Origin of the sequence: Pseudomonas cannabina (genome assembly GCF_900100365.1) — a bacterium.
GTDB lineage: Bacteria > Pseudomonadota > Gammaproteobacteria > Pseudomonadales > Pseudomonadaceae > Aquipseudomonas > Aquipseudomonas cannabina.
The window spans coordinates 399,258-422,477 of sequence record NZ_FNKU01000001.1; the positions used below are offsets into that span (position 1 = coordinate 399,258).

General features: G+C 58.8%; 20 protein-coding genes. 16 read left to right on the forward strand and 4 right to left on the reverse strand.

Annotation, left to right across the window (positions count from 1 at the left end; translation table 11 throughout):
• Nucleotides 1–26: 26 nt before the first annotated feature.
• From rlmN to BLT55_RS31450, 12 genes are all read left to right on the forward strand, one after another.
• On the forward strand, nt 27–1,175 hold the full coding sequence (gene rlmN, locus BLT55_RS01930) for a dual-specificity RNA methyltransferase RlmN (protein ID WP_055000641.1): 1,149 nt from the start codon (nt 27–29) through the stop codon (nt 1,173–1,175).
• A gap of 14 nt (nt 1,176–1,189) precedes the next feature.
• Nucleotides 1,190–1,948, forward strand: a complete 759-nt coding sequence (gene pilW / locus BLT55_RS01935; RefSeq protein WP_055000642.1) for a type IV pilus biogenesis/stability protein PilW — start codon at nt 1,190–1,192, stop codon at nt 1,946–1,948.
• Nucleotides 1,948–2,946 carry a RodZ domain-containing protein gene (locus BLT55_RS01940; RefSeq protein ID WP_055000643.1) on the forward strand — a complete coding sequence of 333 codons (999 nt, stop codon included), beginning with the start codon at nt 1,948–1,950 and terminating at the stop codon, nt 2,944–2,946. Before pilW ends, BLT55_RS01940 begins: the two co-directional genes overlap by 1 nt.
• A gap of 3 nt (nt 2,947–2,949) precedes the next feature.
• Nucleotides 2,950–4,059, forward strand: a complete 1,110-nt coding sequence (gene ispG, locus BLT55_RS01945) for a flavodoxin-dependent (E)-4-hydroxy-3-methylbut-2-enyl-diphosphate synthase (RefSeq protein ID WP_007248523.1) — start codon at nt 2,950–2,952, stop codon at nt 4,057–4,059.
• A 22-nt stretch (nt 4,060–4,081) separates the two neighbouring features.
• Nucleotides 4,082–5,371: a histidine--tRNA ligase gene (hisS, locus tag BLT55_RS01950; protein ID WP_055000644.1), complete on the forward strand. Its 1,290-nt coding sequence runs from the start codon at nt 4,082–4,084 to the stop codon at nt 5,369–5,371.
• A 38-nt stretch (nt 5,372–5,409) separates the two neighbouring features.
• Nucleotides 5,410–6,051: a YfgM family protein gene (locus tag BLT55_RS01955; RefSeq protein ID WP_054079509.1), complete on the forward strand. Its 642-nt coding sequence runs from the start codon at nt 5,410–5,412 to the stop codon at nt 6,049–6,051.
• Complete coding sequence (gene bamB, locus BLT55_RS01960) at nt 6,044–7,198, forward strand: outer membrane protein assembly factor BamB (protein WP_055000645.1); 1,155 nt, start codon at nt 6,044–6,046, stop codon at nt 7,196–7,198. The genes BLT55_RS01955 and bamB overlap by 8 nt, the downstream gene beginning before the upstream one ends.
• A gap of 137 nt (nt 7,199–7,335) precedes the next feature.
• Nucleotides 7,336–8,805 (forward strand): ribosome biogenesis GTPase Der, encoded by a 1,470-nt coding sequence (der, locus tag BLT55_RS01965; protein WP_055000646.1) that lies wholly within the window; start codon nt 7,336–7,338, stop codon nt 8,803–8,805.
• Nucleotides 8,806–8,911: 106 nt separating this feature from the next.
• A complete protein-coding gene (locus BLT55_RS01970) occupies nt 8,912–10,336 on the forward strand; it encodes an IS1182-like element ISPsy6 family transposase (protein WP_055001182.1) in 1,425 nt (474 codons plus the stop codon).
• A gap of 187 nt (nt 10,337–10,523) precedes the next feature.
• A complete protein-coding gene (locus tag BLT55_RS01975) occupies nt 10,524–11,672 on the forward strand; it encodes a pyridoxal phosphate-dependent aminotransferase (RefSeq protein WP_055001805.1) in 1,149 nt (382 codons plus the stop codon).
• Entirely contained in the window at nt 11,660–12,451 is a 792-nt protein-coding gene (locus BLT55_RS01980; RefSeq protein ID WP_055001804.1) for an amidohydrolase, read from the forward strand. Before BLT55_RS01975 ends, BLT55_RS01980 begins: the two co-directional genes overlap by 13 nt.
• A 58-nt stretch (nt 12,452–12,509) precedes the next feature.
• Nucleotides 12,510–12,953: a FlxA-like family protein gene (locus tag BLT55_RS31450; protein ID WP_055001803.1), complete on the forward strand. Its 444-nt coding sequence runs from the start codon at nt 12,510–12,512 to the stop codon at nt 12,951–12,953.
• A 206-nt stretch (nt 12,954–13,159) separates the two neighbouring features.
• Here BLT55_RS31450 and BLT55_RS01990 read toward each other — a convergent pair whose 3' ends face one another.
• Both BLT55_RS01990 and leuA read right to left on the reverse strand, forming a co-directional pair.
• A complete protein-coding gene (locus BLT55_RS01990; RefSeq protein WP_007248531.1) occupies nt 13,160–14,029 on the reverse strand; it encodes an isocitrate lyase/PEP mutase family protein in 870 nt (289 codons plus the stop codon).
• 364 nt (nt 14,030–14,393) lie between these two features.
• Nucleotides 14,394–16,064, reverse strand: a complete 1,671-nt coding sequence (gene leuA / locus BLT55_RS01995) for a 2-isopropylmalate synthase (protein ID WP_055001802.1) — start codon at nt 16,062–16,064, stop codon at nt 14,394–14,396.
• Between the two features lie 366 nt (nt 16,065–16,430).
• Between leuA and BLT55_RS02000 the strand changes: the two genes are divergently transcribed.
• Entirely contained in the window at nt 16,431–16,757 is a 327-nt protein-coding gene (locus tag BLT55_RS02000; protein WP_139206370.1) for a hypothetical protein, read from the forward strand.
• 107 nt (nt 16,758–16,864) lie between these two features.
• Here the strand turns inward: BLT55_RS02000 and BLT55_RS02005 are convergent, their stop codons facing one another.
• Together BLT55_RS02005 and xseA are read right to left on the reverse strand one after the other, a co-directional pair.
• On the reverse strand, nt 16,865–17,689 hold the full coding sequence (locus BLT55_RS02005; RefSeq protein WP_055001800.1) for a peptidoglycan DD-metalloendopeptidase family protein: 825 nt from the start codon (nt 17,687–17,689) through the stop codon (nt 16,865–16,867).
• 7 nt (nt 17,690–17,696) lie between these two features.
• Nucleotides 17,697–19,076, reverse strand: a complete 1,380-nt coding sequence (gene xseA, locus BLT55_RS02010; protein WP_007248535.1) for an exodeoxyribonuclease VII large subunit — start codon at nt 19,074–19,076, stop codon at nt 17,697–17,699.
• Nucleotides 19,077–19,205: 129 nt separating this feature from the next.
• Between xseA and BLT55_RS02015 the strand changes: the two genes are divergently transcribed.
• The 3 genes from BLT55_RS02015 (at nt 19,206) to guaA (ending at nt 23,018) form a co-directional block, all read left to right on the forward strand.
• Nucleotides 19,206–19,754: a hypothetical protein gene (locus tag BLT55_RS02015; protein WP_055001799.1), complete on the forward strand. Its 549-nt coding sequence runs from the start codon at nt 19,206–19,208 to the stop codon at nt 19,752–19,754.
• A gap of 94 nt (nt 19,755–19,848) precedes the next feature.
• A complete protein-coding gene (gene guaB / locus BLT55_RS02020; RefSeq protein WP_055001798.1) occupies nt 19,849–21,318 on the forward strand; it encodes an IMP dehydrogenase in 1,470 nt (489 codons plus the stop codon).
• A 122-nt stretch (nt 21,319–21,440) separates the two neighbouring features.
• Nucleotides 21,441–23,018, forward strand: a complete 1,578-nt coding sequence (gene guaA / locus BLT55_RS02025) for a glutamine-hydrolyzing GMP synthase (protein WP_074799899.1) — start codon at nt 21,441–21,443, stop codon at nt 23,016–23,018.
• The last annotated feature ends 202 nt before the right edge of the window (nt 23,019–23,220 follow it).

Here is a 23,220-nt window from a genome sequence, read left to right on the forward strand (position 1 = left end):
CTGACTGACGAGTGAAGGGTGAATTCATGATTGCATCGACTGGTAAAACCAACCTGCTGGGTCTGACTCAGCCGGAAATGGAGAAATTCTTCGACTCTATCGGGGAGAAGCGCTTCCGTGCCGGTCAGGTCATGAAGTGGATTCACCACTTTGGCGTCGATGATTTCGACGCCATGACGAATGTCAGCAAGGCCTTGCGTGAAAAGCTCAAGGCCTGTGCCGAAGTTCGTGGTCCTGAAGTGGTCAGCGAGGACATTTCCAGCGACGGCACCCGTAAGTGGGTGGTGCGCGTGGAGTCCGGCAGCTGCGTCGAGACCGTCTATATTCCGCAGGGCAAGCGCGGCACCTTGTGTGTTTCGTCCCAGGCGGGCTGTGCCCTGGATTGCAGTTTCTGCTCCACCGGCAAGCAAGGCTTCAACAGCAACCTCACCGCCGCCGAAGTCATTGGCCAGGTGTGGATTGCCAACAAATCCTTTGGCAGCGTCCCGGCGACCGTCGACCGTGCCATCACCAACGTGGTGATGATGGGAATGGGTGAGCCGCTGCTGAATTTCGACAATGTCATTGCTGCCATGCATCTGATGATGGATGACCTGGGGTATGGCATTTCCAAGCGTCGGGTGACGTTGTCCACCTCCGGCGTGGTGCCGATGATCGACGAGCTGTCCAAGCACATCGACGTGTCGCTGGCCTTGTCGCTGCACGCGCCGAATGACGCGCTGCGCAACCAGTTGGTGCCGATCAACAAGAAATACCCGTTGCAGATGCTTCTTGAGTCCTGCCGCCGCTACATGTCCAGTCTGGGCGAGAAGCGCGTGCTGACCATCGAGTACACGATGCTCAAGGACATCAATGACCAGGTCGAGCACGCCGTCGAAATGATCGAGCTTCTCAAGGACACGCCGTGCAAGATCAACCTGATCCCGTTCAACCCGTTCCCGCACTCCGGCTACGAGCGTCCCAGCAATAACGCAATTCGTCGTTTTCAGGACTTGTTGCACCAGGCTGGTTATAACGTCACTGTGCGTACCACGCGTGGCGAAGATATCGATGCTGCATGCGGCCAGCTGGTCGGGCAGGTGATGGATCGCACGCGTCGTAGTGAACGCTATATCGCTGTGCGTGAGCTGAGTTCCGAGGCTGATGCGGCTCCGGTTGCGGCGACCAGAACCTGACCGGGAAGGACTCCATGTCTGTGCGTGCCTTGTGTTTACTGTATGTGGTCATGCTGCTGACGGCCTGTGTGTCTACGGGCAATGTCAATCCGCTCACCACTAAGCAGGGGCGCGACGAGGCACGCAGGGCCTACGTGCAACTCGGCCTGGGTTACCTTCAGGAAGGGCAGACCGAGCGGGCCAAGATTCCCTTGAAACGAGCGCTTGAGCTCGACAGTTCCGATCCGCAGGCCAACGCCGCACTGGCGCTGGTGTTTCAAACCGAAATGGAACCTGAGCTCGCCGAGCAGTATTTTCACGAGGCGCTGTCCGCCAGCAACAATGAAACCCGCATCGTCAATAATTACGGCAGTTTTCTTTACGAACAGAAGCGTTACAAGGAAGCCTACGAGCGTTTCGAACAGGCCGCGGCCGATAATCTGTATCCTGAGCGGTCACGGGTCTTCGAAAGTCTGGGCATGACCTCATTGCAGTTGGGCAATCGCGAACAGGCCCGCGAGCAGTTTACCAAGGCACTGCGCCTTGACCGCCGACTGTCGCGATCCTTGCTGGAAATGGCTCTGATGTCCTATGAGGACAAGCAATATGTGCCAGCGCGAGATTATTACGACCGTTTTAGCCAGCTCAGCGAGCAAAATGCACGTAGTCTATTGCTCGGTGCGCGCCTGGCGAAGATCTATGATGATCGTAACAAGGCGGCCAGTCTTGGTCTGCTATTGAAAAGACTCTATCCCGGTACGCCGGAATATCAGCAATACCTGTCGGAGCAATGATGAAAGCGGCGCATCCCGAAGTTGTAGCAACCACCCGCGTGAATCCTGGAGAAACCCTGCGCCAGGTCCGCGAGAGCAGGAGCTGGTCGCTGCCAGATGTGGCTTTGAGGCTAAACCTTACCGTGTCCTCCCTGAGCAACCTGGAGAACGGCAATTTTGAAAAGCTGCCTGGGCATACATTTGCTCGGGGGTATGTGCGTGCCTATGCCAAACTGCTTGATCTGGATCAGGCGGTACTGGTCGAACAGTTCGACCAATACACCGGAACCGACGGCAAAGGCAGTCCGGTGCATGCGTTGGGGCGTATCGAAGAGCCCGTCAGGCTTTCCCACAATATTTTGCGCATTGTCAGCCTGTTGTTGCTGGTCGTGTTGGTCGGCGGCGGTTTCTTCTGGTGGCAGGATCAGGCGTCCTTGCGTGGCAAGGACCAGTCCGGGCTGAACATGGAACACGTCGAGGTCGAAAGCGCCGACGGCACTACCCAGATTCACCCGCTGGACGAACCGGAAGAAGCGCCGGTGGCCGAAGTGCCACCTGCCGGGCAGACCTCGTTGCCGTTGAACACCGGCGCACCTGCCAGTGAAGCGCCGAGCGTGGCACCTTCCACACCTGCTGCTACTCATTCCACTGCGCAGCCACAAACGCCTGCGGCTGCAACCCCGCCTGCAGCGAACATGGCACAAGCACCCGTTGCCTCGCCGAATGTGCCGTCCATGCCGACGACACCTGCCGAGCAGCCCGCAGCCGTTGTGGCCGGTGCGGGCCAGGTGACCGTGCAGTTCGTCGCCGATTGCTGGACTCAGGTGACTGACGGCAACGGCAAAGTGCTGGTCAGCGGTCTGAAGCGCAAGGGCGAGAACCTCGATGTCAGCGGCAAGCCGCCGTTAACCCTGCGTCTGGGCTACGCGCGCGGTGCGCAGGTCAGCTATAACGGTCAGGCGGTTGACGTCACACCTTTCACCAGTGGCGAAACTGCTCGCCTGAAACTGGGGCAATAATTCATGCACGGCGAATCTCCGATCAAGCGGCGTGTTTCCCGCAAAATATGGGTGGGTTCTGTACCGGTCGGCGGCGATGCGCCGATTGCCGTACAGAGCATGACCAACAGCGACACCAATGATGTTGCCGCTACCGTTGCACAGATTAATCGTCTAGAAGCGGCAGGCGTTGATATCGTGCGGGTTTCCGTCCCGGACATGGATGCTGCCGAAGCATTCGGCCGCATCAAGCAGTTGGTCAAAGTACCATTGGTCGCGGATATTCATTTCGACCACCGGATCGCTCTGCGTGTGGCCGAACTGGGCGTCGATTGCCTGCGTATCAACCCTGGCAACATCGGTCGTGAAGACCGTGTGCGCGCGGTCGTCGATGCAGCGCGTGATCGCGGCATTCCGATCCGCATCGGCGTCAATGCCGGATCGCTGGAAAAAGACCTGCAAAAAAAGTACGGCGAGCCTACGCCGGAAGCGTTGGTCGAATCGGCGTTGCGTCATGTCGAGCATCTGGAACGCCTGAATTTTCAGGACTTCAAGGTCAGCGTGAAAGCCTCCGACGTGTTCATGGCCGTCGCAGCATATCGCCTGCTGGCCAAAGAGATTGTCCAGCCGCTGCATTTGGGTATTACTGAAGCGGGCGGCCTGCGCTCGGGTACAGTAAAATCGGCTGTCGGCCTCGGTATGCTGCTTGCCGAGGGGATTGGCGATACTATCCGCATCTCGTTGGCCGCTGATCCGGTCGAAGAGGTGAAAGTCGGGTACGACATTCTCAAATCGTTGCGCCTTCGTTCCCGTGGGATCAACTTCATCGCCTGCCCGAGCTGCTCGCGGCAGAATTTCGATGTGGTCAAGACCATGAACGAGCTTGAAGGTCGTCTAGAAGATTTGTTGGTGCCGCTTGATGTTGCGGTCATCGGTTGTGTGGTCAACGGTCCCGGCGAAGCCAAGGAGGCGCATATCGGCCTCACGGGTGGTACGCCGAACCTGATCTACATCGATGGCAAGCCGGCACAGAAACTGACCAACGACAATCTCGTGGACGAGCTTGAACGCTTGATTCGCGAGAAAGCGGCCGAAAAGACCGCAGCCGACGCCTCGGTCATCGTGCGCGGCTAACCAGGATTGCTAAGGATTTTCTGTGAGTAAGTCTCTACAAGCCATTCGTGGCATGAACGACATCCTGCCCGAGCAGACGCCGCTGTGGCGCCACTTCGAGGGCACTGTCTCGCGTCTGCTGGATAACTACGGTTACCGGCAGATTCGTATGCCTATCGTCGAATTTACCGACCTGTTCAAACGCTCGATCGGCGAAGTGACCGATATCGTCGAGAAAGAGATGTACACCTTTGCCGACCGCAACGGTGATTCTCTGACCTTGCGCCCGGAAGGCACGGCTGCCTGCGTACGCGCGGTCCTTGAGCATGGCATTACCGGCGGCGGTCAGGTTCAGAAACTGTGGTACATCGGGCCGATGTTCCGCCATGAGCGTCCGCAAAAAGGTCGTTATCGCCAGTTTCACCAGATCGGCGTTGAAGTGTTCAATCTCGACGGCCCGGACATCGATGCCGAACTGATCGTCATGACCTGGCGCCTGTGGTGCCTATTGGGCATTCGTGACGCGGTCAAGCTCGAGCTGAACAGCCTGGGCACCAGCGAAGCGCGTGCCCGTTATCGCGATGCGCTGGTCGAGTTCCTCTCGGCGCACCTCGATCAACTGGACGAAGACAGCCAACGTCGCCTGAAGACCAACCCTTTGCGCGTGCTGGACACCAAACATCCAGAAACCCAGGCGGTGCTGGTTAATGCGCCGAAGCTGGCGGACTATCTGGACGACGAGTCACGTGTCCATTTCGAAGGCCTCAAGGCGCGTCTGGATGCGGTCGGCATTCCTTATGTCATCAACCCGAAGCTGGTCCGCGGGCTGGATTATTACAGCAAGACCGTGTTCGAGTGGGTCACCGATCAATTGGGCGCTCAGGGCACTGTCTGCGCGGGCGGTCGTTATGACGGGCTGGTCGAACAGATGGGCGGCAAGCCGACGGCTGGCGTAGGCTTCGCAATGGGCATCGAACGTCTGGTGCTGCTGCTTGAAACGCTGGAGCAGGTGCCGGAAGAAATCGCCCGCCAGGTCGACGTTTATCTGTGTGCCTTCGGCGACGCTGCCGAACTGGCCGGGCTGACGCTGGCCGAGAAGGTCCGCGATCAGTTGCCGAACCTGCGTTTGCAGGTCAACGCCGGCGCCGGCAGTTTCAAGAGTCAGTTCAAGAAAGCCGACAAGAGCGGCGCACTGTATGCCTTGATCCTCGGTGAAGAGGAATTGGCGGCAAAGGTCATCGGCGTCAAACCCCTGCGTGGTCAGGGTGAACAACAAAATATTGCCTGGGACGCTCTTTCAGAGCACCTGGCCTCCTGCGTCGTGCAGGGTTGAAGCTGATTAACAGCCGTTTAGCGAATAGGAGTATTGGGGTGTCGGGTACCGAAGATGAAGAGCTGGCGGTAATGAAGGACTGGTGGCAGCGCAACGGCAAGCCTTTGCTGACCGGTGGGTTGCTGGCGCTGGTCGTGGTCTTGGGCTGGCAGTTCTGGCACAGGCATCAGGCCAGCCAGTCGCAGGGCGCCTCGATGCTTTATCAGCAGTTGCTGGAAACCGCTCTGACGCCAAGTGGTCAGGCTGATACCGCACGCGTTGCCGAGTTGTCCGGCAAGCTGAAAAGCGAATTCGGTGGCACTACCTATGCTCAGTTCGGTAGCCTGTTCGTCGCCAAGGTGGCGGTCGACGCGGGCAAGCTGGATGACGCAGCGGCTGAACTGAAAACCGTGACTGACAAACCGGCCAACGACACGCTGGCCGAGATTGCCCGTCAGCGTCTGGCACGCGTGCTGGCTGCGCAGAACAAGACTGACGACGCGCTGAAGCTGCTCGACGGCGATGCCGACAAGGCATTCCTCGCCAGCCGTGAAGAACTCAAGGGTGACCTGCTGGTACAGCTGGGTCGTACCGACGAGGCACATGCTGCATACCAAAAGGCCAAATCTGCTCTGTCCGAAGAGGCAGCAGTCGGTGGCCTGCAAATGAAGCTCGACGATCTGGCGAAAGGGGATGCGTGACGTGATTCGTTGGAAACATGCAGCATTGCTGGCTCTGGCCATTCTGGCCGCGGGTTGCAGCAGCAACAGCAAGAAGGAATTGCCGCCGGCCGAGCTGACCGACTTCAAAGAAGAAGTGGTTCTGCACAAGCAGTGGAGTCGCTCGATCGGCGACGGTCAGGGCAAGATCTACAACATGCTGGTTCCGGCCATCGACGGTGATCGCATCTATGCGTCCGACGTCACTGGCGAAGTGTTCTCGCTGGATCGTCTGACCGGCGACGTGATCTGGAAGAAGGATCTCGATCTTCCGGTTTCCGGCGCTGTCGGCGTGGGTTACGGCCTGGTGATGATTGGCACCCTCAAAGGTGAAGTCGTGGCCATGGACGCGGCGACCGGTGAAGAAAAGTGGCGCGCTCGCGTGACCAGCGAAGTGCTGGCTCCGCCTGCTACCAATGGCAGCGTTGTGGTCGTTCAGACTCAGGATGACCGCATCGTCGGTTTCGACGCTTCCACCGGCTCGCAACTTTGGATCTACGAAAGCACGCCAGCGGTACTGACCCTGCGTGGTACGGGCGCTCCGCTCGCTACCAACCGTCTGGCCGTTGCCGGGCTGTCGACGGGTAAAGTCGTCGCGCTGGACATTTCCAACGGCGTGCCGGTCTGGGAACAGCGCGTTGCCGTACCGCAAGGTCGCTCGGAACTGGACCGTGTAGTTGATATCGACGGCGGGCTGCTGCTCTCCGGCGGTACACTGTACGTCGCGACCTATCAGGGCCGCGTTGCCGGTCTGGATCTGGAAAGCGGTCGTGTACTCTGGCAGCGTGATGCTTCCAGCTACTCGGGCGTTGCCCAGGGCTTCGGCAGCGTCTATGCCACCTTGGCCTCCGGCACCGTCGAAGGTATCGACGAGCGTTCGTCCTCCGCCCTGTGGAGCAACGAGTCGCTGGCTCGCCGCCAATTGGGCGCGCCGGAAGTGTATTCCAGTTACGTCGCGGTCGGTGACATGGAAGGCTACCTGCACCTGTTAAGCCAGGTGGATGGTCGTTTTGTCGGTCGCGAACGTATCGACAGCGACGGCCTGCGTGCCCGTCCGCTGGTGGTCGGCGACATGATTTACGTGTATGGCAACAGCGGCAAACTGGAAGCCCTGACCATCAAGCAATAAGTGTCCAGGCCCGGGGCTTCAAGCTCCGGGCAACCTTGCTTCGGCAAGGCTGCAGCGTCTTCGGGCGCTGCTCCGAACTCCGGCCGCTGCCTTGCAGCGGCTTTTGTATTTTCTGAAATAACGAAGTGGAGAGCCGCATGGTTCCCGTAATCGCCCTGGTGGGTCGACCGAACGTCGGCAAGTCCACCATGTTCAACCGCCTGACCAGGACTCGTGACGCCATCGTCGGCGATCTGTCCGGTCTTACCCGTGATCGCCAATACGGAGAGGCGAAGTGGCAAGGGCGCTCCTATATTCTGATCGACACCGGTGGTATCTCCGGTGACGAGCATGGCATGGACGAAAAAATGGCCGAGCAGTCGCTGCTGGCCATTGAAGAAGCCGATGTGGTGCTTTTCTTGGTGGATGCCCGTGCGGGTTATACCGCCGCTGATCAGATGATTGGCGAGCACCTGCGCAAGCGCAACAAGCGTTCCTATGTGGTTGCCAACAAAATCGACAACATCGACGAGAACCTGGCGCGTGCCGAGTTCAGCCCGATGGGTCTGGGTGACGCCATTCCGGTGGCCGGTGCCCACGGTCGCGGCATCTCGCAGATGCTCGAAATCGCCCTGAGCGAATTCCCCAAGGATGAGGACGAACTTGAAGAAGGTGAAGTCGAGGAAGTCGCCGAAGGTCAGGAAGCCAAGCGCATTCCCGGCCCGAGCGAAAAAGACGGCATCAAGATCGCGATCATCGGTCGTCCCAACGTTGGCAAGTCGACGCTGGTCAACCGCATGCTGGGTGAAGACCGGGTTATCGTATATGACGAGCCCGGCACCACCCGCGACAGCATCTACATTCCCTTCGAGCGTAACGAAGAGAAGTACACGCTGATCGACACCGCCGGTGTGCGCAAGCGCGGCAAGATCCACGAAGAAGTCGAAAAGTTCTCCGTGGTCAAGACGCTGCAGGCCATCAAGGACGCCAACGTGGTGATCTTTGTGATGGACGCTCGCGAAGGTGTGGTCGATCACGACCTGAACCTGCTGGGCTTCGCCCTTGAAGCCGGCCGTGCACTGGTCATCGCGCTGAACAAGTGGGATGGCATGACGCCGGGCGAACGTGACTTCGTGAAGATCGAACTGGAACGCCGCTTGTTCTTCGTCGACTTCGCCGACATTCATTTCATCTCGGCCTTGCATGGCACGGGCGTGGGTAACCTGTATCAGTCGGTGCAGAACTCGTTCAAGTCGGCGGTCACACGCTGGCCGACCAGCCGTCTGACCCAGATTCTGGAAGACGCAGTCAGCGAGCATGCGCCTCCGATGGTCGGCAGCCGCCGTATCAAGCTGCGCTACGCTCACCTGGGTGGTGCCAACCCGCCGTTGATCGTGATCCACGGCAACCAAGTCGAGAAAGTACCGAAATCCTACGTTCGTTACCTGGAAAACACTTATCGCCGCGTGCTCAAACTGGTCGGTACGCCGATCCGTATCGAGTTCAAGGGTGGCGAGAACCCGTATGAAGGCAACAAGAACACGCTGACTGACCGTCAGGTCAACAAGAAGCGTCGGATGATGTCGCACCACAAAAAAGCCGACAAGAAGCGCCGCGACAAGCGCTGATTCGGTACTTGGAAAAAGGCGCTTCGCAGACTGTGTGAAAACCTAGCAATCTGCGCAGCGCTCAAAGAAAATGCTCCGTATCGAAAGATACAGAGCATTTTTCGTTATGGCCTACATCCAAGGTGAGTCCCGCAGCCAGACCAGCCTATTCCCGGTCTCGCTGGAAGAGTTGATCCCCGAGGATCACCTCGTTCGTGTCATTGACCTGTACGTTGCCAGGCTCGATCTGGTGCAACTGGGCTTCGATAAAGCGATTCCAAAAAGCACGGGGCGCCCTGCTTATGATCCCGCCGATCAGCTAAAACTCTACCTCTACGGCTATTTTCAGCGGATTCGCTCATCGCGACGTCTTGAAGCCGAGTGTCAGCGCAACATCGAAGTGATGTGGCTGATCAACCGGCTCAAGCCCGACTTCAAGACCATCGCCGATTTTCGCAAGAACAATAAACCCGCCTTCATCGCGACCTGCCGTGCTTTCGTTCGGTTTTGTCGCACGGCAGGCTTGATCGCCGGTGAGTTGGTGGCCATCGACGGCAGCAAGTTTCAGGCGGTCGCATCCTCACGGCGTCATGTGAATTTGAAGCAGCTCAAGCGCCAGGAAGAAAAACTGGATAAGCGCATCGCTCAGTATCTGGCCGAGCTGGATGAGGCCGACAAGGCTGAAACCACAGATTCAATTGATCGCAGCGCAATCAAGGTAGCCCTGGCACAGCTTGAGGCTCGACAACAGGATAATCAGAGTTGCCAGGCACTGATGCGTTCGATGGGCATCGAGCAGTTCAACACCCATGAAAGCGATGCCCGAATGATGCGCACGGCCAAAGGGCCACGTGTGGCCTACAACGTGCAAACCGTCGTGGACGCCGAGCATTGCCTGATTTTGCATCATGAGGTCACCCAAGATGGCGATGACCGAAAGCAACTGGAGCCGATGGCCAAGGCCGCCAAAGCAGAGTTACAGCAAGATGATCTGACGGTCACTGCCGATGCCGGCTACTCCAATGGCAAGCAGTTTCAGGCCTGCGAGGATGCTTCGATTACGGCCTATGTACCGCCCAATCGTTCGAAAAACCCTGGCAGTCAGGAAGAGCAGCTCTTTGAGCGAAAAGACTTTATCTATGAGACCGGACACGATCGTTTCCAGTGTCCGGCAGGCAAATGGTTAACGCTAAAACAGCACAACAAAGGTGATCGGATCTATCAGGCTGAGGTCGATGACTGCGCCAACTGCGCGCTGAAAACGCAATGCACTCGAGCCCGGCGCCGTTATGTCTCACGACATGCCCATGAAGAGGCTTTCGAGCGGATGGAGCAAAGAATGCAGGCGCATCCTGAGATGATGGCCAACCGAAGATCCATCGTTGAGCACCCCTTCGGCAACCTCAAGCAATGGCTATTTGGTAATGGCCGTTTCTTGCTGCGACAACTGGAGGGTACAAAAGCTGAAATGGCCTTGGCGGTGAATGCCTATAACCTGAAACGAGCGATTAAAGTGCTCGGTGTGCGCCATCTGATGGCTTTGATGGGCTGAGCGGACATTTTTTTCGTCTGCTGCCAATACAAAAAAAACGCCCCGAACAAGTCGGGGCGTTTGCTTGGGCCTTCATCAGTGTGTTTTCACACAGTCTGTTCGGCGCCTTTTTTTGTATTTGTTTTATGCGCTATTCTGCGTGGCCCGGGCCGTTTCGGTTGCGGAGAGATTGCAGGGAAAGGGTTCCATGATCGACAGCAAGTTGCCCAGCGTGGGCACCACTATCTTCACCGTCATGTCGCAGCTGGCCGCCGAAACCGGCGCTATCAACCTGTCCCAGGGTTTTCCCGACTTCGACGGGCCGCAGGCACTGCGCGACGCGGTCTGCCGCCACGTCACTCAGGGCCATAACCAGTATTCACCGATGACCGGATTGCCAGCGCTTCGTCAGCAGGTCGCGGCCAAGATCGCCCGCAGCTATGGGCGTGCGGTCAACCCGGACAGCGAAATCACCATCACGCCTGGCGCGACTCAGGCGATTTTCTGTGCGATCCATTCGGTCATTCGCCCCGGCGACGAAGTGATCATTTTCGATCCGTGTTACGACAGTTACGAGCCTGCCGTCGAGCTGGCGGGTGGACGTTGTGTGCACGTGCAGTTGGGGCTGGATGATTTCTCTATCGACTGGCAACAGCTGACCGACGCGCTGAGCCCGCGCACACGCATGATCGTCATCAACAGCCCGCATAACCCGAGCGGTGCGCTGATCAGCCGCGCCGAGCTGGATCGCCTGGCTGCGCTGATTGCCGATCGCGATATCTACCTGCTCAGCGATGAGGTGTACGAGCATCTGGTGTTTGACGGCCTTAGTCATGTCAGCGTGCTTGATCACGAGGAGCTGTATCAGCGTGCGTTCGTGGTCAGTTCTTTCGGCAAGACGTATCACGTCACTGGCTGGAAAACTGGCTACGTGGTCGCGCCGCCAGCGCTGACTGCCGAACTGCGCAAGGTGCATCAGTACGTGAGCTTCTGTGGCGTAACGCCGTTGCAGTATGCACTGGCCGATTTCATGGCTGAACATCCTGAGCATGTCGGTGAGTTGCCCGGCTTTTATCAGGCCAAACGGGATTTCTTCTGTAGCCAGTTGGCCGCATCACGTTTCAGCTTCAAGCCTGTGGGCGGCACGTATTTCCAATTAGTGGATTATTCGCAGATCAGGCCCGATCTCAATGACGTCGACATGGCGCTGTGGATGACCCGTGAGCATGGTGTAGCGAGCATTCCGATCTCCGTGTTCTATCAGAGCCCGCCAGCAGGGCAGCGCCTGATTCGGCTCTGCTTCGCCAAGCAGGAAGAAACATTGCGTCAGGCAGCGGAGAAACTATGCGCGATATGAGCGAGTTGCCAGACCTGAAGGTTGCCTTGGTGCAGACCACGCAGGCCTGGCATGACCGCGAGGCCAATCTCGAGCATTTCGGGCAGCTGCTGGATCAGGCTCACGAGGCTGATCTGGTGATCCTGCCGGAAATGTTCACCACGGGATTTTCCATGGAGTCCGAGAAACTGGCCGAGCCGGAAGCCGGGCCTGCATCGGTCTGGCTGCTGGAGCAGGCCAGACGGCTCGACGCGGTGGTGACCGGCAGTGTCATTATTCGCGCCGCTGACGGCAGCCATCGTAATCGCCTGCTGTGGGCGCGCCCGGATGGCGAGTTGCTGCATTACGACAAGCGACATCTGTTCCGCATGGCGGGCGAGCATGAGCATTACACGCCGGGTGAACGTCAGGTGATGTTCGAGCTCAATGGCTGGCGTATTCGTCCGTTGATCTGCTACGACCTGCGATTTCCGGTCTGGAGCCGCGACGCTCAAGACACCGACCTGCTGCTGTACACCGCCAACTGGCCGGGCGCGCGGCGTATGCACTGGAACCGCTTGCTGCCTGCCCGGGCAATTGAAAACCTCTGTTACGTGGCGGCGGTCAATCGTGTCGGTTCGGACGGAAAGGGCCTGACGTATACCGGTGACAGTCAGGTGCTGGATTTTCAGGGCGAGAGCCTGTTGAGTCCCGGCGAAGCCGACGGTGTGTTCATGGCGACGCTGAGCGCGGCGGACCTACAGGCCTACCGCACACGGTTCCCGGCCGGGCTCGACGCGGATTCGTTCGATATTCAATAAATTACTTCAGAATTTTTCAAGTCGGCCGATAGCGTGTCCAGACTTCCAGGAGACCGCCATGACCACTATCAATACCTCTTCGCTGAACAGCAATCCGAGTCCGTTTACGTTTGTCGTCAAAAAGCCGGAGGCCGATGCAGTAAAGGCCAGCACCACCAGCGCTACGGATGCAGAGAAAGCCACGGATGAATCGACCACGGTATCGACCGAGGTCAAGACCGGTGCAGCGTCTGGTGGCGGCAGTGTTGGCGGATCCAGCCCGTCTGCATTCGATGAAACCATCGAGAAGATAAAACAGCAGATCAAGGACGCTCAAAAGCAACTGGCGCAACTGCAGGCGCAACTGGCCTCGGCTCAAAGCGGCAAAAGCACGCCGGAAGAAAAAGCTCAGAAAGCCATGGCGATCCAGGCGCAAATCTCGGCCACCAGCGCTAACTTGCAGACCTTGCAAGGTGTGTTGCTGCAATTGCAGACCGAAGGCGGCGTAAAAACCACCGCTTGATGCCCCAGCGCTGATGGCCGCTCCCACGAGGTATAGCGAGGACTGTGTGGGGGCGGACCTGCCCCATCGCGGACAACCGAAGCGTCGCCCGGTCCGCTTCCACAATTTGTAGCGCGGACTGTTGTGGGAGCGGACTTGTCCGCGAATAGGCAGAACGCTCTTCAGAATACTGCGCGGAGCATCCCGCGCACGAACGCCCCTACCTCTTACTCATTCACGTTCATGAACTTGCGGGCCCACTCTACGTAGTCTTCAGGCTGGGTATAGGTATGGGTCAGTCCGGTAGCGCTCATGTTCGACTCGCTGCCGAGTATCTGTCGCTGCTCGCGCAGGCAGTCATAAGTCGCCTTGATCGCGGCGAAGTAGGCGGCGTGTCCATGCACGCAGACTCGTACGCCCATCTCCGCCAGACGCGCGTTGTCGTGCAGCTCCGGGTTGCCGTAAGTCACCAGCATCAGTGGCACGGTCAGGCCTTCTGAAATCTGCGCCAAGTGATCGAAGTCCCGAATCCCGACGATGGTAATGCCGTCAGCCCCGGCAGCCTGATACTGCTGAACCCGGCTGATGGCTTCTTGAACAGGAATGATCGCCGCGTTGGTACGGGCGAAGATCGACATCTCCGGATCAACGCGTGCTTCCAGGGCTGCGCGGATTTTGCCGACGCCTTCAGCCGTGGAAATCAGGTCGGTGGATTTGCGCCCGAACTGCGCAGGCAGCAGGGTATCTTCGATGGTCAGCGCAGAGATGCCAGCGCGTTCCAGTTCGACAACGGTGCGCATGACGTTAAGGGCATTGCCATAACCATGGTCTGCGTCCGCGATCACCGGCAGTTGGGCAACGCGACCGATGCGCGTCGCCTGTTCGACGAATTCACTGAGGGTAATCAACGCGAAGTCAGGCGCTGCCAGCACTTGCAGGGAGGCAACGGAGCCGCCGAGGATGCCTACTTCAAAGCCCAGGTCCGCTGCGATGCGCGCTGACATAGGGTCGAACACCGAGGCCGTGTGATAGCAGGCGTTCGACGAGGTGAGGGCGCGAAAACTGCGGCGCAGATCTTGATGGGAAGCCTTGGGCATAATCGCTCCAAATATGATTGGATCAGCTCAGCATTACCGAGGCCGATAGTAATTTCAATGCACGAGGAGTCTGCCCGAGCATTCTTTTCGTCCGGAAATCAATGCAATAGTCGTCTTGGTTTTATTAGGAAAGATAAAGCGGGCAGGGCATTCCGGCCTGGCATCGTCAGCATATGATTTGCTGTTGGATTTCGACCAGTCTGGACTAAAGGCAGCATGCTACCACAGCATAAATGAAAAAGATTATGCCGAAACAGGCAGGGTCATGCACAGACTGCAAGAGGCCTGCGAGCGCGTGACGGGTAAGGGAATCGGGTTAACGAGGCAGGATGACGAACGTGCGTCCGCCATCCTGTTTGATGACTCAGGCCGCTTTGGCCTGGGCCTGGCTCAGCGAACGATTCAGTGCGCTGAACAGAGCACGGAAGCTTGCCGTCGTGATGTTTTCATCGATGCCCACACCGTGCACGGCACGTTCGCCGTTCACCCGCAGTTCGATGTACGCCGCAGCCTTGGCGGTGGTGCCGGAGCCGATGGCGTGCTCGTTGTAGTCCATGATCTCCACAGCCAACGGCAGGCCGGCGACCAGCGCTTCCAGAGCGCCTTTGCCCTTGCCACGCCAGTGCTGGGTTTCGCCATCCACGTGCACTTCGGCATCCACGGCGCTATTGCCGTTTTCTTCCTGCAACCGGTGGCTGATCAGCGCATAAGGCGTGTTGGCCTGCAAGTATTCGCGACGCAGCAACGAGTAGATCTGTTCAGCCGTCATCTCCAGGCCGAGGCGATCGGTTTCACCCTGAACCACCTGGCTGAACTCGATCTGCATGCGGCGCGGCAGGGAAATGCCGTATTCCTGTTCCAGCAAATAGGTAATGCCGCCTTTGCCCGACTGGCTGTTGACGCGAATCACTGCTTCGTAGCTGCGACCGATGTCGGCCGGATCGATTGGCAGGTAAGGCACTTCCCACAGCTCGCCCTCTTTTTGCTGCGTGAATCCCTTGCGAATGGCGTCCTGGTGCGAGCCGGAGAACGCAGTGTGAACCAGATCGCCAACATAGGGATGACGAGGGTGAACCGGAATCTGGTTGCACTCTTCTACGACTTTGCGCACACCGTCGATGTCCGAGAAATCCAGCCCCGGATTGATGCCCTGGGTATAGAGGTTCAGCGCAACAGTGACCAGGTCGACGTTGCCGGTGCGCTCGCCGTTGCCGAACAGGCAGCCTTCAACGCGATCCGCGCCGGCCATCAAGCCCAGCTCGGTGGCTGCGACGCCGGTGCCCCGGTCGTTGTGGGTGTGCAGGCTGATCAGCACGCTGTCGCGGCGCGTGATGTGGCGGCCGAACCATTCGATCTGATCGGCGTAGATATTGGGTGTAGCGACTTCAACGGTGGCCGGCAGGTTGAGGATCACCTTGTTGTCCGGGGTCGGGTTCCACACGTCGATCACCGCATCGCAGACTTCCTTGGCGAATTCCAGCTCGGTCGCACTGAAGGTTTCCGGCGAGTACTCGAACGTCCACTGGGTTTCAGGCTGCTGTGCTGCATATTTGACGAACAGCTTGGCCGCGTTGACCGCGATTTCCTTCACGCCTGCCTTGTCCTGATTGAAGACAATGCGCCGGAATGAAGGGCAGGTCGCGTTATACAGATGAACGATGGCCTTTTTGGCGCCACGCAGCGATTCGAACGTGCGAGCGATCAAGTCTTCGCGAGCCTGGGTCAGCACCTGAATGGTGGTGTCGTCCGGGATGTGGCCGTCTTCGATCAAGGTCCGAACGAAATCGAAGTCGGTTTGCGAAGCTGCCGGGAACGACGCTTCGATTTCCTTGACGCCGACGCTGACCAGGGTTTTCCAGAAGCGCAGTTTCTTGACCGAATCCATCGGCTCGATCAAAGACTGATTGCCGTCGCGCAGGTCGGAGCTGCACCAGATCGGCGCCGTATCGATGGTTTTCGAAGGCCAGGTGCGGTCAGCCAGGTCGATGGTCGGAAACGCGCGGTACTTTTTCGAGGGATCAGTGAGCATGGTCATCTGGAAATCCTTTTGGAGTGAACGGGCCGGGTTGGCCGCGGCCTGTCGTTCTGAAATAGGGGGGTAGCGAGCAAGCGTGAGGCACCGCAATCTAGCCAGGCAGTCGGGCACTGACCAGGCTAAGGCACCGATGTTGGCGCAACAGAATAAGGGTTTGAGCGTTTTTCATGAGGCCAACCGTACCCACTGGCATGAGCAATGGCAAGCACTTGGAAAAAATTGGGATAAATTCTCGTAATAGATGTTTTTGCAGGATTTTATAGCGAGTTTATTTGATTTGATTGGCGGTTGTTGTCGGGGGAGAGCGAAGCGCGCAAAAATAGCCCGAGTGCGAATTCCGAACGAGCCACTGTTGAGGATGAGGCTGTGAAAGAGCAAGACTGGAAGCATTTAAGTGCAGTGAGAGAAGTCGCAGTCGAGCGACTTTACGAGCGGGTTTTTCAAGACTTGCAGGTGGCGGTTGGTGCCGAGGGGAAGTCTCGCCGGGAGTTGGTGCACGGCGCCAAGGGTGTCATAGACCATGGCCTGAAAGAGGTCAGAGACGTTTTCGATTCAGTCAGGTTTTCTCGTTCCAACGCGAAAATCATTCTGATAGCCATGATCAACTCAGGCCTGCTCGACGAGCAGGACGTTGCTGGTTTCAGTGACGAGGTGCAGGCATACCTTGCAAGATGGCGCGACGTTTCACTTTAGAATCGAGGCGCCAAAGAGTGTTTTCAGCGCACAGGACATGCTGCTCCCGCCAGGTGCAATAATTGCGGGGGCGAGCCGGGCGACGCTTCGCATGCTCGCCCATGATCTCAGGGCTGAAACGCGCCAATGAAGATCGCCGGATCTACCCGCGCATCATTCAGGCTGACATTCCAGTGCATATGCGGGCCGGTGGCCCGTCCGGTCGCGCCGACTTTGCCGACTACGCCGCCGCGCGGGACCTGATCACCGACCTTCACGTCGATCTTCGACATATGGCAAAACATGCTGATAAAGCCTTGCCCATGGTCAACGAACACGGTGTTGCCGTTGAAGAAGTAGTTGCCGGTCAGAATGACCTTGCCGGCCGCCGGAGATTTGATTGGCGTCCCGGCCGGGACCGCGAAGTCCAGTCCTGAGTGCGGGTTGCGCTCTTCACCATTAAAGAAGCGGCGCACGCCGAACTTGCTCGACAGCGGGCCGTTGACCGGTTTGTCGAGAATCAGATTGCTCGGCGTGCCGGGGCTGAAGCTGCGATAGGCGCGCAGCTGTTCGGCCAGTTCGCCCTCGATGCGTTTGTTGTCTTCAGGGTTGGGATTGACCTGACGCTTGTTCTTGAGGGTGATGTGCTGTTCCGGGTATTTCTTGCTGCCGACCGTGAAGTTGAGTGTGCGCCCGCCAGACGTCACCTGCTGGATGCCCGGTTTGACGGTCAGCGGAATGCCGACAATCGCCAGCCAGCGCGTGCCTTGTTCCTTGACGACCAGCACCGGCTTGCCTTGATAGGTGGCAGTCGGTGCCTGGGCGCCGCTGCCCAGATCGATGACGGCCACGCCGCCGGGCACCGGCTTGTCGAGCGCGCGAGTGATAAAGCTGTCAGCGTGCGCGGGCAGGCAGAGCAGCAAGGCGAACAGCGGGGCGATAAAACGTAGCATCAGGCAGTCAGTCCAGAAGGGAGAGGGTCACAGGCGTGAGGTGATTGTCTTCGACGCGTACTTGCAGTTCGCCTTCACCCAGCCGGGCGGTCAGTCGCTGGCCTGTCCGGGTCTGTGCGGCGGTGCGTATGGCGTGTCCTCGTTCGTCGAGCAGGATGCTGTAGCCGCGCCCCAGTGTCGCGAGCGGGCTGACCACGTTAAGGGTCTGCATCTGGCTTTGCAGTTGCAGCTTGCGCGCCTTGATTTGCTCGCGCATCGCCCTCGGCAGGCGCTCTGCCAGCACGTCCAGCCGTTGACGCAGGAAGGCCAGCGTGCGGCCCGGGTGCTGCGCAGTCAGGCGGCTTTCCATGTGCGCAAGACGCACCTGCCTTTTATGCATGTTCTGCTCGAAAGCACGACGCAGGCGCATGTCCAGATCATCCAGACGCTGGGACTGCTGGCGTAATCGCTCGCCGGGATGGCGCAATCGTCGAGAAATACCTTCAAGACGCAGCCGCTCGCGCATCAGTCGGTCCTGCATGCGGCTGACCAGCCGACGGTGCAGGTTATCGACGCGGCGGTGCAGGTCGCTGGAATCCGGGGCCAGCAGCTCGGCGGCAGCGGAGGGCGTCGGGGCCCGAACGTCGGCCACGAAATCGCTGATGGAAACGTCGGTTTCATGGCCGACCGCGCTGACAATCGGCGTGACACACGCATCGATGGCACGGGCCACGGCTTCTTCGTTGAAGCACCAGAGGTCTTCCAGCGATCCGCCGCCACGAGCAAGAATCAAGGCGTCGAAGCCTCGGGCATCGGCCAGTTTCAGCGCGCGGACAATCTGATTGATCGCCTCGCGGCCCTGAACGGCGGTAGGGATCAGCGTCAGTTCGACTCGTGGTGCGCGACGGCGGAATACGCTGATGATGTCGCGAATCACCGCGCCGGTCGGCGAACTGATGATCCCGATGCGTTGCGGGTGCAGCGGCAACGCGACCTTGCGCTCGGCGCTGAACAGGCCTTCATCGCTGAGCTTGGCTTTCAAGGCGTCGAACGCCAGTCGCAATGCGCCGTCACCGGCCGGTTCGACGGTGTCGAGGATCAACTGATAGTCGCCACGGCCTTCGAACAGCGAAACCTTGCCACGCACCTTGACCTGCAAGCCGTCCTTGAGCGCCTGACGCACACGCGCCGCGCTTTGCCGGAACAGCGCGCAACGCACCTGCGCGCCGGAATCCTTCAGCGTGAAGTACACATGCCCCGAGGCCGGGCGCGACAGATTGGAAATCTCGCCTTCGACCCAGATGCTGCTGAACACGTCTTCCAGCAACACGCGCGCGCGGCCGTTGAGCTGGCTGACAGTAAGGACTTCCCGGTCGAGGCCGAGTCTTGCGAAAGGGTCTTTGATCATGTCGGGCATCATAATGGCAATGCCTGCGCAGCGCACGGGTCTGTAACGTTGCCTGTGGGGATTTGACCTTGACCTGAAACGCTAGCCTATTAAGCTGCGGCCTCGAACAGCTTCGAGCGACGCTTCACCATGAACACCCAAAGCATCATCGTCCCTCAAATTTCCACGTTTCCCGGTCACGAAACCCGTGCGCGGCTGATCCTGCGCTGGCTGGTGAAACTCAATGTGGTCGAGCCGGAACTCACCACTTGCGGGCGCGCCTACAACAAAATGGCCTACGCGGTGGCTCCCGGTGCCCGCGCCGTCGTGAAAAAGCCTGCGGCCTTGCCGTTCGGGCAGCCGGTCAACGGGCTGGAGATCGTCACCAAACGTTGCATTTTCACGCCGCTGAACAACTTCGCCGAAGAGGCCGGGTGCCCGGAATGTCGTCGCGAAGTGGGTGAGGCGCTGTTCGACAGCCTGGAAGACTGGATGCCCGGGCATACCGATAACTTCACCTGCCCGGAATGCCGTCATGAAGACGATATCAACGGCTTTCTGTTTCTGGACGCCTGCGGGTTTTCCAACCTCGGTTTCATCTTCAATAACTGGCTGGATGCCGGGTTTACCCAGAGCTTTCTGGATGACTTCGCCGAACGTCTGGATCGCCCGGTGTCCTGTGTGCAAGTGCGCTTATAAACAGCTTCGATAATAGGCTGAGGTTTACATTGAGCCGGGCAGGGTGTGTGGGTATAATGGCGCGCTTCCAATTTCCCGCCCGGGAGCCCCCGCGATGCTGCGTATCAGTCAAGAAGCCCTTACATTCGACGACATTCTCCTTGTGCCCGGTTATTCCGAGGTACTTCCTAACGAAGTCAGTCTGAAAACCCGTTTGACCCGTGGCATCGAGCTGAATATTCCTTTGGTCTCTGCTGCAATGGATACAGTCACCGAGGCCCGTCTGGCAATTGCCATGGCCCAGGAAGGCGGTATCGGTATCATCCACAAGAACATGACCATCGAGCAACAGGCCGCCGAAGTGCGCAAGGTCAAGAAGTTCGAGGCCGGTGTCGTCAAGGACCCGATCACGATCGAAGCCGACGCCACTGTTCGCGATCTGTTCGAACTCACCCGCATGCACAATATTTCCGGTGTACCGGTGCTGCACAATGGCGACTTGGTCGGCATCGTGACGTCCCGCGACGTTCGCTTCGAAAACCGTCTTGATGTGCCTGTCCGCGAAGTGATGACGCCTAAAGAGCGCCTGGTCACCGTGCGCGAAGGCGCTGACAAGAACGAAGTGCGCGAATTGCTGCACAAGCACCGTCTTGAAAAAGTCCTGATCGTCGACGCCAACTTCGCGCTCAAAGGCATGATGACCGTCAAGGACATCGAAAAAGCCAAGGCATACCCGCTGGCCAGCAAGGACGATCAGGCTCGCTTGCGCGTCGGCGCGGCAGTCGGCACCGGCAAGGACACGGGCGATCGTGTTACCGCGCTGGTTGCCGCCGGGGTTGACGTGGTGGTGGTCGATACCGCTCACGGCCATTCCAAAGGCGTGATCGACCGCGTTCGCTGGGTCAAGGAGCACTTCCCGCAAGTGCAGGTCATCGGCGGCAACATTGCCACTGGCGAAGCTGCCCTGGCGCTGGTCGCTGCGGGCGCCGACGCAGTGAAGGTCGGTATCGGCCCAGGCTCGATCTGCACCACGCGTATCGTAGCCGGCGTCGGTGTGCCGCAGATCAGCGCCATCGCCAACGTTTCCGCTGCCCTTGAAGGCACAGGCGTGCCGATGATCGCCGACGGCGGTATCCGTTTCTCCGGTGACCTGTCCAAAGCCATCGTGGCCGGTGCGTCCTGCGTGATGATGGGCTCGATGTTCGCCGGTACTGAAGAAGCGCCAGGCGAGATCGAACTGTTCCAGGGCCGTTCCTACAAGGCCTATCGCGGCATGGGTTCGCTGGGTGCAATGTCCCAGGCGCAAGGTTCGTCGGATCGCTACTTCCAGGATTCGTCCGCCGGTGCCGAGAAGCTGGTGCCGGAAGGCATTGAAGGCCGTGTTGCCTATAAAGGTCCGTTGTCGGCCATCATCCATCAGTTGATGGGCGGCCTGCGTTCCTCCATGGGTTACACCGGCAGTGCCGACATCGAGCAGATGCGCACCAAGCCCGAGTTTGTTCGCATTACCGGCGCAGGCATGGCTGAGTCTCACGTCCATGACGTGCAGATCACCAAGGAAGCGCCGAACTATCGCGTCGGCTAAAGCCTCCCGCTTCAAGCCCCAAGCAATCAGCTACAAGCGGTGGTTACGCAAATGTAACTACCGCATTATTCCGACAACTTGCCGCTTGCAGCTTATAGCTTGCAGCTGCTCAGAGAGTTTCCATGGCCCTCGACATTCACGCCCACCGTATCCTGATCCTCGACTTCGGTTCCCAGTACACCCAGCTGATCGCCCGCCGCGTGCGTGAAATCGGCGTGTACTGCGAACTGCATCCGTTCGACATGGACGACGAAGCGATTCGCGAATTCGCCCCGCGCGGGGTCATCCTCGCCGGTGGCCCGGAGTCCGTGCACGAAGCCAACAGCCCGCGCTGCCCGCAGGCGGTATTTGACCTGGGTGTGCCGGTTTTCGGTATCTGCTACGGCATGCAGACCATGGCCGAGCAGTTGGGCGGCAAGGTTGCGGGTTCCGAGCTGCGCGAGTTCGGCTACGCTCGGGTTGACGTAGTCGGCAAAAGCCGTCTGCTCGATGGTATCGAAGACCATATCGACGCCGACGGCCTGTTTGGCCTCGACGTATGGATGAGTCACGGTGACAAGGTCACCAAACTGCCGGAAGACTTCCACATTCTGGCCAGCACCCCGAGCTGCCCGATTGCCGGTATGGCTGACGACGCTCGCGGTTACTACGGCGTGCAATTCCACCCGGAAGTGACCCACACCAAGCAGGGCGGGCGCATCCTGTCGCGCTTCATCCTCGATATCTGCGGCTGCGAAGCACTGTGGACCCCTTCGAAGATTGCTGAAGACGCTATCGCTCAGGTTCGCGCTCAGGTGGGTACTGATAACGTGTTGCTGGGCCTGTCCGGCGGCGTTGACTCTTCCGTGGTCGCAGCGCTGCTGCACAAAGCAATCGGCGACCAACTGACCTGCGTGTTCGTCGATAACGGCCTGCTGCGCCTGCACGAAGGCGAGCAAGTGATGGCCATGTTCGCCGAGAACATGGGCGTCAAAGTCATTCGCGCCAACGCCGAAGAACAATTCCTGAACAACCTGGAAGGCGAAAGCGATCCAGAGAAAAAGCGCAAGATCATCGGCCGCACTTTCATCGACGTGTTCGATGCCGAATCCTGCAAGCTGGACAACATCAAGTACCTGGCGCAAGGCACCATCTACCCGGACGTGATCGAGTCGGCTGGCGCAAAAAGCGGCAAGGCACACGTCATCAAGTCGCACCACAACGTGGGCGGCCTGCCGGAAGAAATGAACCTCAAGCTGGTCGAACCCCTGCGCGAGCTGTTCAAGGACGAAGTCCGCCGCCTCGGCCTCGAACTCGGCCTGCCTTACGACATGGTCTACCGCCACCCATTCCCCGGCCCAGGCCTGGGCGTGCGCATCCTCGGTGAAGTGAAGAAGGAATACGCGGACATCCTGCGTCGCGCCGACCACATCTTTATCGAAGAACTGCGCAAGGCCGACTGGTATCACAAAGTCAGCCAGGCGTTCGTCGTGTTCCAGCCAGTCAAATCGGTTGGCGTGGTTGGCGACGGCCGCCGCTACGCGTGGGTCGTGGCACTGCGTGCAGTGGAAACCATCGACTTCATGACCGCTCGCTGGGCGCACCTGCCTTATGAGTTGCTGGAGACGGTGAGTGGCCGGATCATCAACGAAATCGAAGGGATTTCGCGGGTGACTTATGACGTGTCGAGCAAGCCGCCGGCGACGATTGAGTGGGAATGATTGGACGTCCGGCATTGTCCGGCACCAACTAGCAAGAAATGCTCTGGAGCCCGCGTAATTGCGGGCTTTTGGCTTTTTGGGTCTGGCAAATTCTGGCAGCTTTGTGCATCGCCAAGCACCGTGTTTGTATGGCATGGTACGGGGCATTGACTGAGCCAAATGCCATGTTCGGTGCTCGATACCATGTCGCCCTAGTAGGGCA

Excerpts from the sequence above, each read along its gene's own strand:
- rlmN (WP_055000641.1), top strand. The coding sequence starts at position 27 with ATGATTGCATCGACTGGTAAAACCAACCTGCTGGGTCTGACTCAGCCG.
- pilW (WP_055000642.1), top strand. The coding sequence starts at position 1,190 with ATGTCTGTGCGTGCCTTGTGTTTACTGTATGTGGTCATGCTGCTGACG.
- BLT55_RS01940 (WP_055000643.1), top strand. The coding sequence starts at position 1,948 with ATGAAAGCGGCGCATCCCGAAGTTGTAGCAACCACCCGCGTGAATCCT.
- ispG (WP_007248523.1), top strand. The coding sequence starts at position 2,950 with ATGCACGGCGAATCTCCGATCAAGCGGCGTGTTTCCCGCAAAATATGG.
- bamB (WP_055000645.1), top strand. The coding sequence starts at position 6,044 with ATGCGTGACGTGATTCGTTGGAAACATGCAGCATTGCTGGCTCTGGCC.
- der (WP_055000646.1), top strand. The coding sequence starts at position 7,336 with ATGGTTCCCGTAATCGCCCTGGTGGGTCGACCGAACGTCGGCAAGTCC.
- BLT55_RS01970 (WP_055001182.1), top strand. The coding sequence starts at position 8,912 with ATGGCCTACATCCAAGGTGAGTCCCGCAGCCAGACCAGCCTATTCCCG.
- BLT55_RS01975 (WP_055001805.1), top strand. The coding sequence starts at position 10,524 with ATGATCGACAGCAAGTTGCCCAGCGTGGGCACCACTATCTTCACCGTC.
- BLT55_RS01980 (WP_055001804.1), top strand. The coding sequence starts at position 11,660 with ATGCGCGATATGAGCGAGTTGCCAGACCTGAAGGTTGCCTTGGTGCAG.
- BLT55_RS31450 (WP_055001803.1), top strand. The coding sequence starts at position 12,510 with ATGACCACTATCAATACCTCTTCGCTGAACAGCAATCCGAGTCCGTTT.
- BLT55_RS01990 (WP_007248531.1), bottom strand. The coding sequence starts at position 14,029 with ATGCCCAAGGCTTCCCATCAAGATCTGCGCCGCAGTTTTCGCGCCCTC.
- leuA (WP_055001802.1), bottom strand. The coding sequence starts at position 16,064 with ATGACCATGCTCACTGATCCCTCGAAAAAGTACCGCGCGTTTCCGACC.
- BLT55_RS02005 (WP_055001800.1), bottom strand. The coding sequence starts at position 17,689 with ATGCTACGTTTTATCGCCCCGCTGTTCGCCTTGCTGCTCTGCCTGCCC.
- xseA (WP_007248535.1), bottom strand. The coding sequence starts at position 19,076 with ATGATCAAAGACCCTTTCGCAAGACTCGGCCTCGACCGGGAAGTCCTT.
- BLT55_RS02015 (WP_055001799.1), top strand. The coding sequence starts at position 19,206 with ATGAACACCCAAAGCATCATCGTCCCTCAAATTTCCACGTTTCCCGGT.
- guaB (WP_055001798.1), top strand. The coding sequence starts at position 19,849 with ATGCTGCGTATCAGTCAAGAAGCCCTTACATTCGACGACATTCTCCTT.
- guaA (WP_074799899.1), top strand. The coding sequence starts at position 21,441 with ATGGCCCTCGACATTCACGCCCACCGTATCCTGATCCTCGACTTCGGT.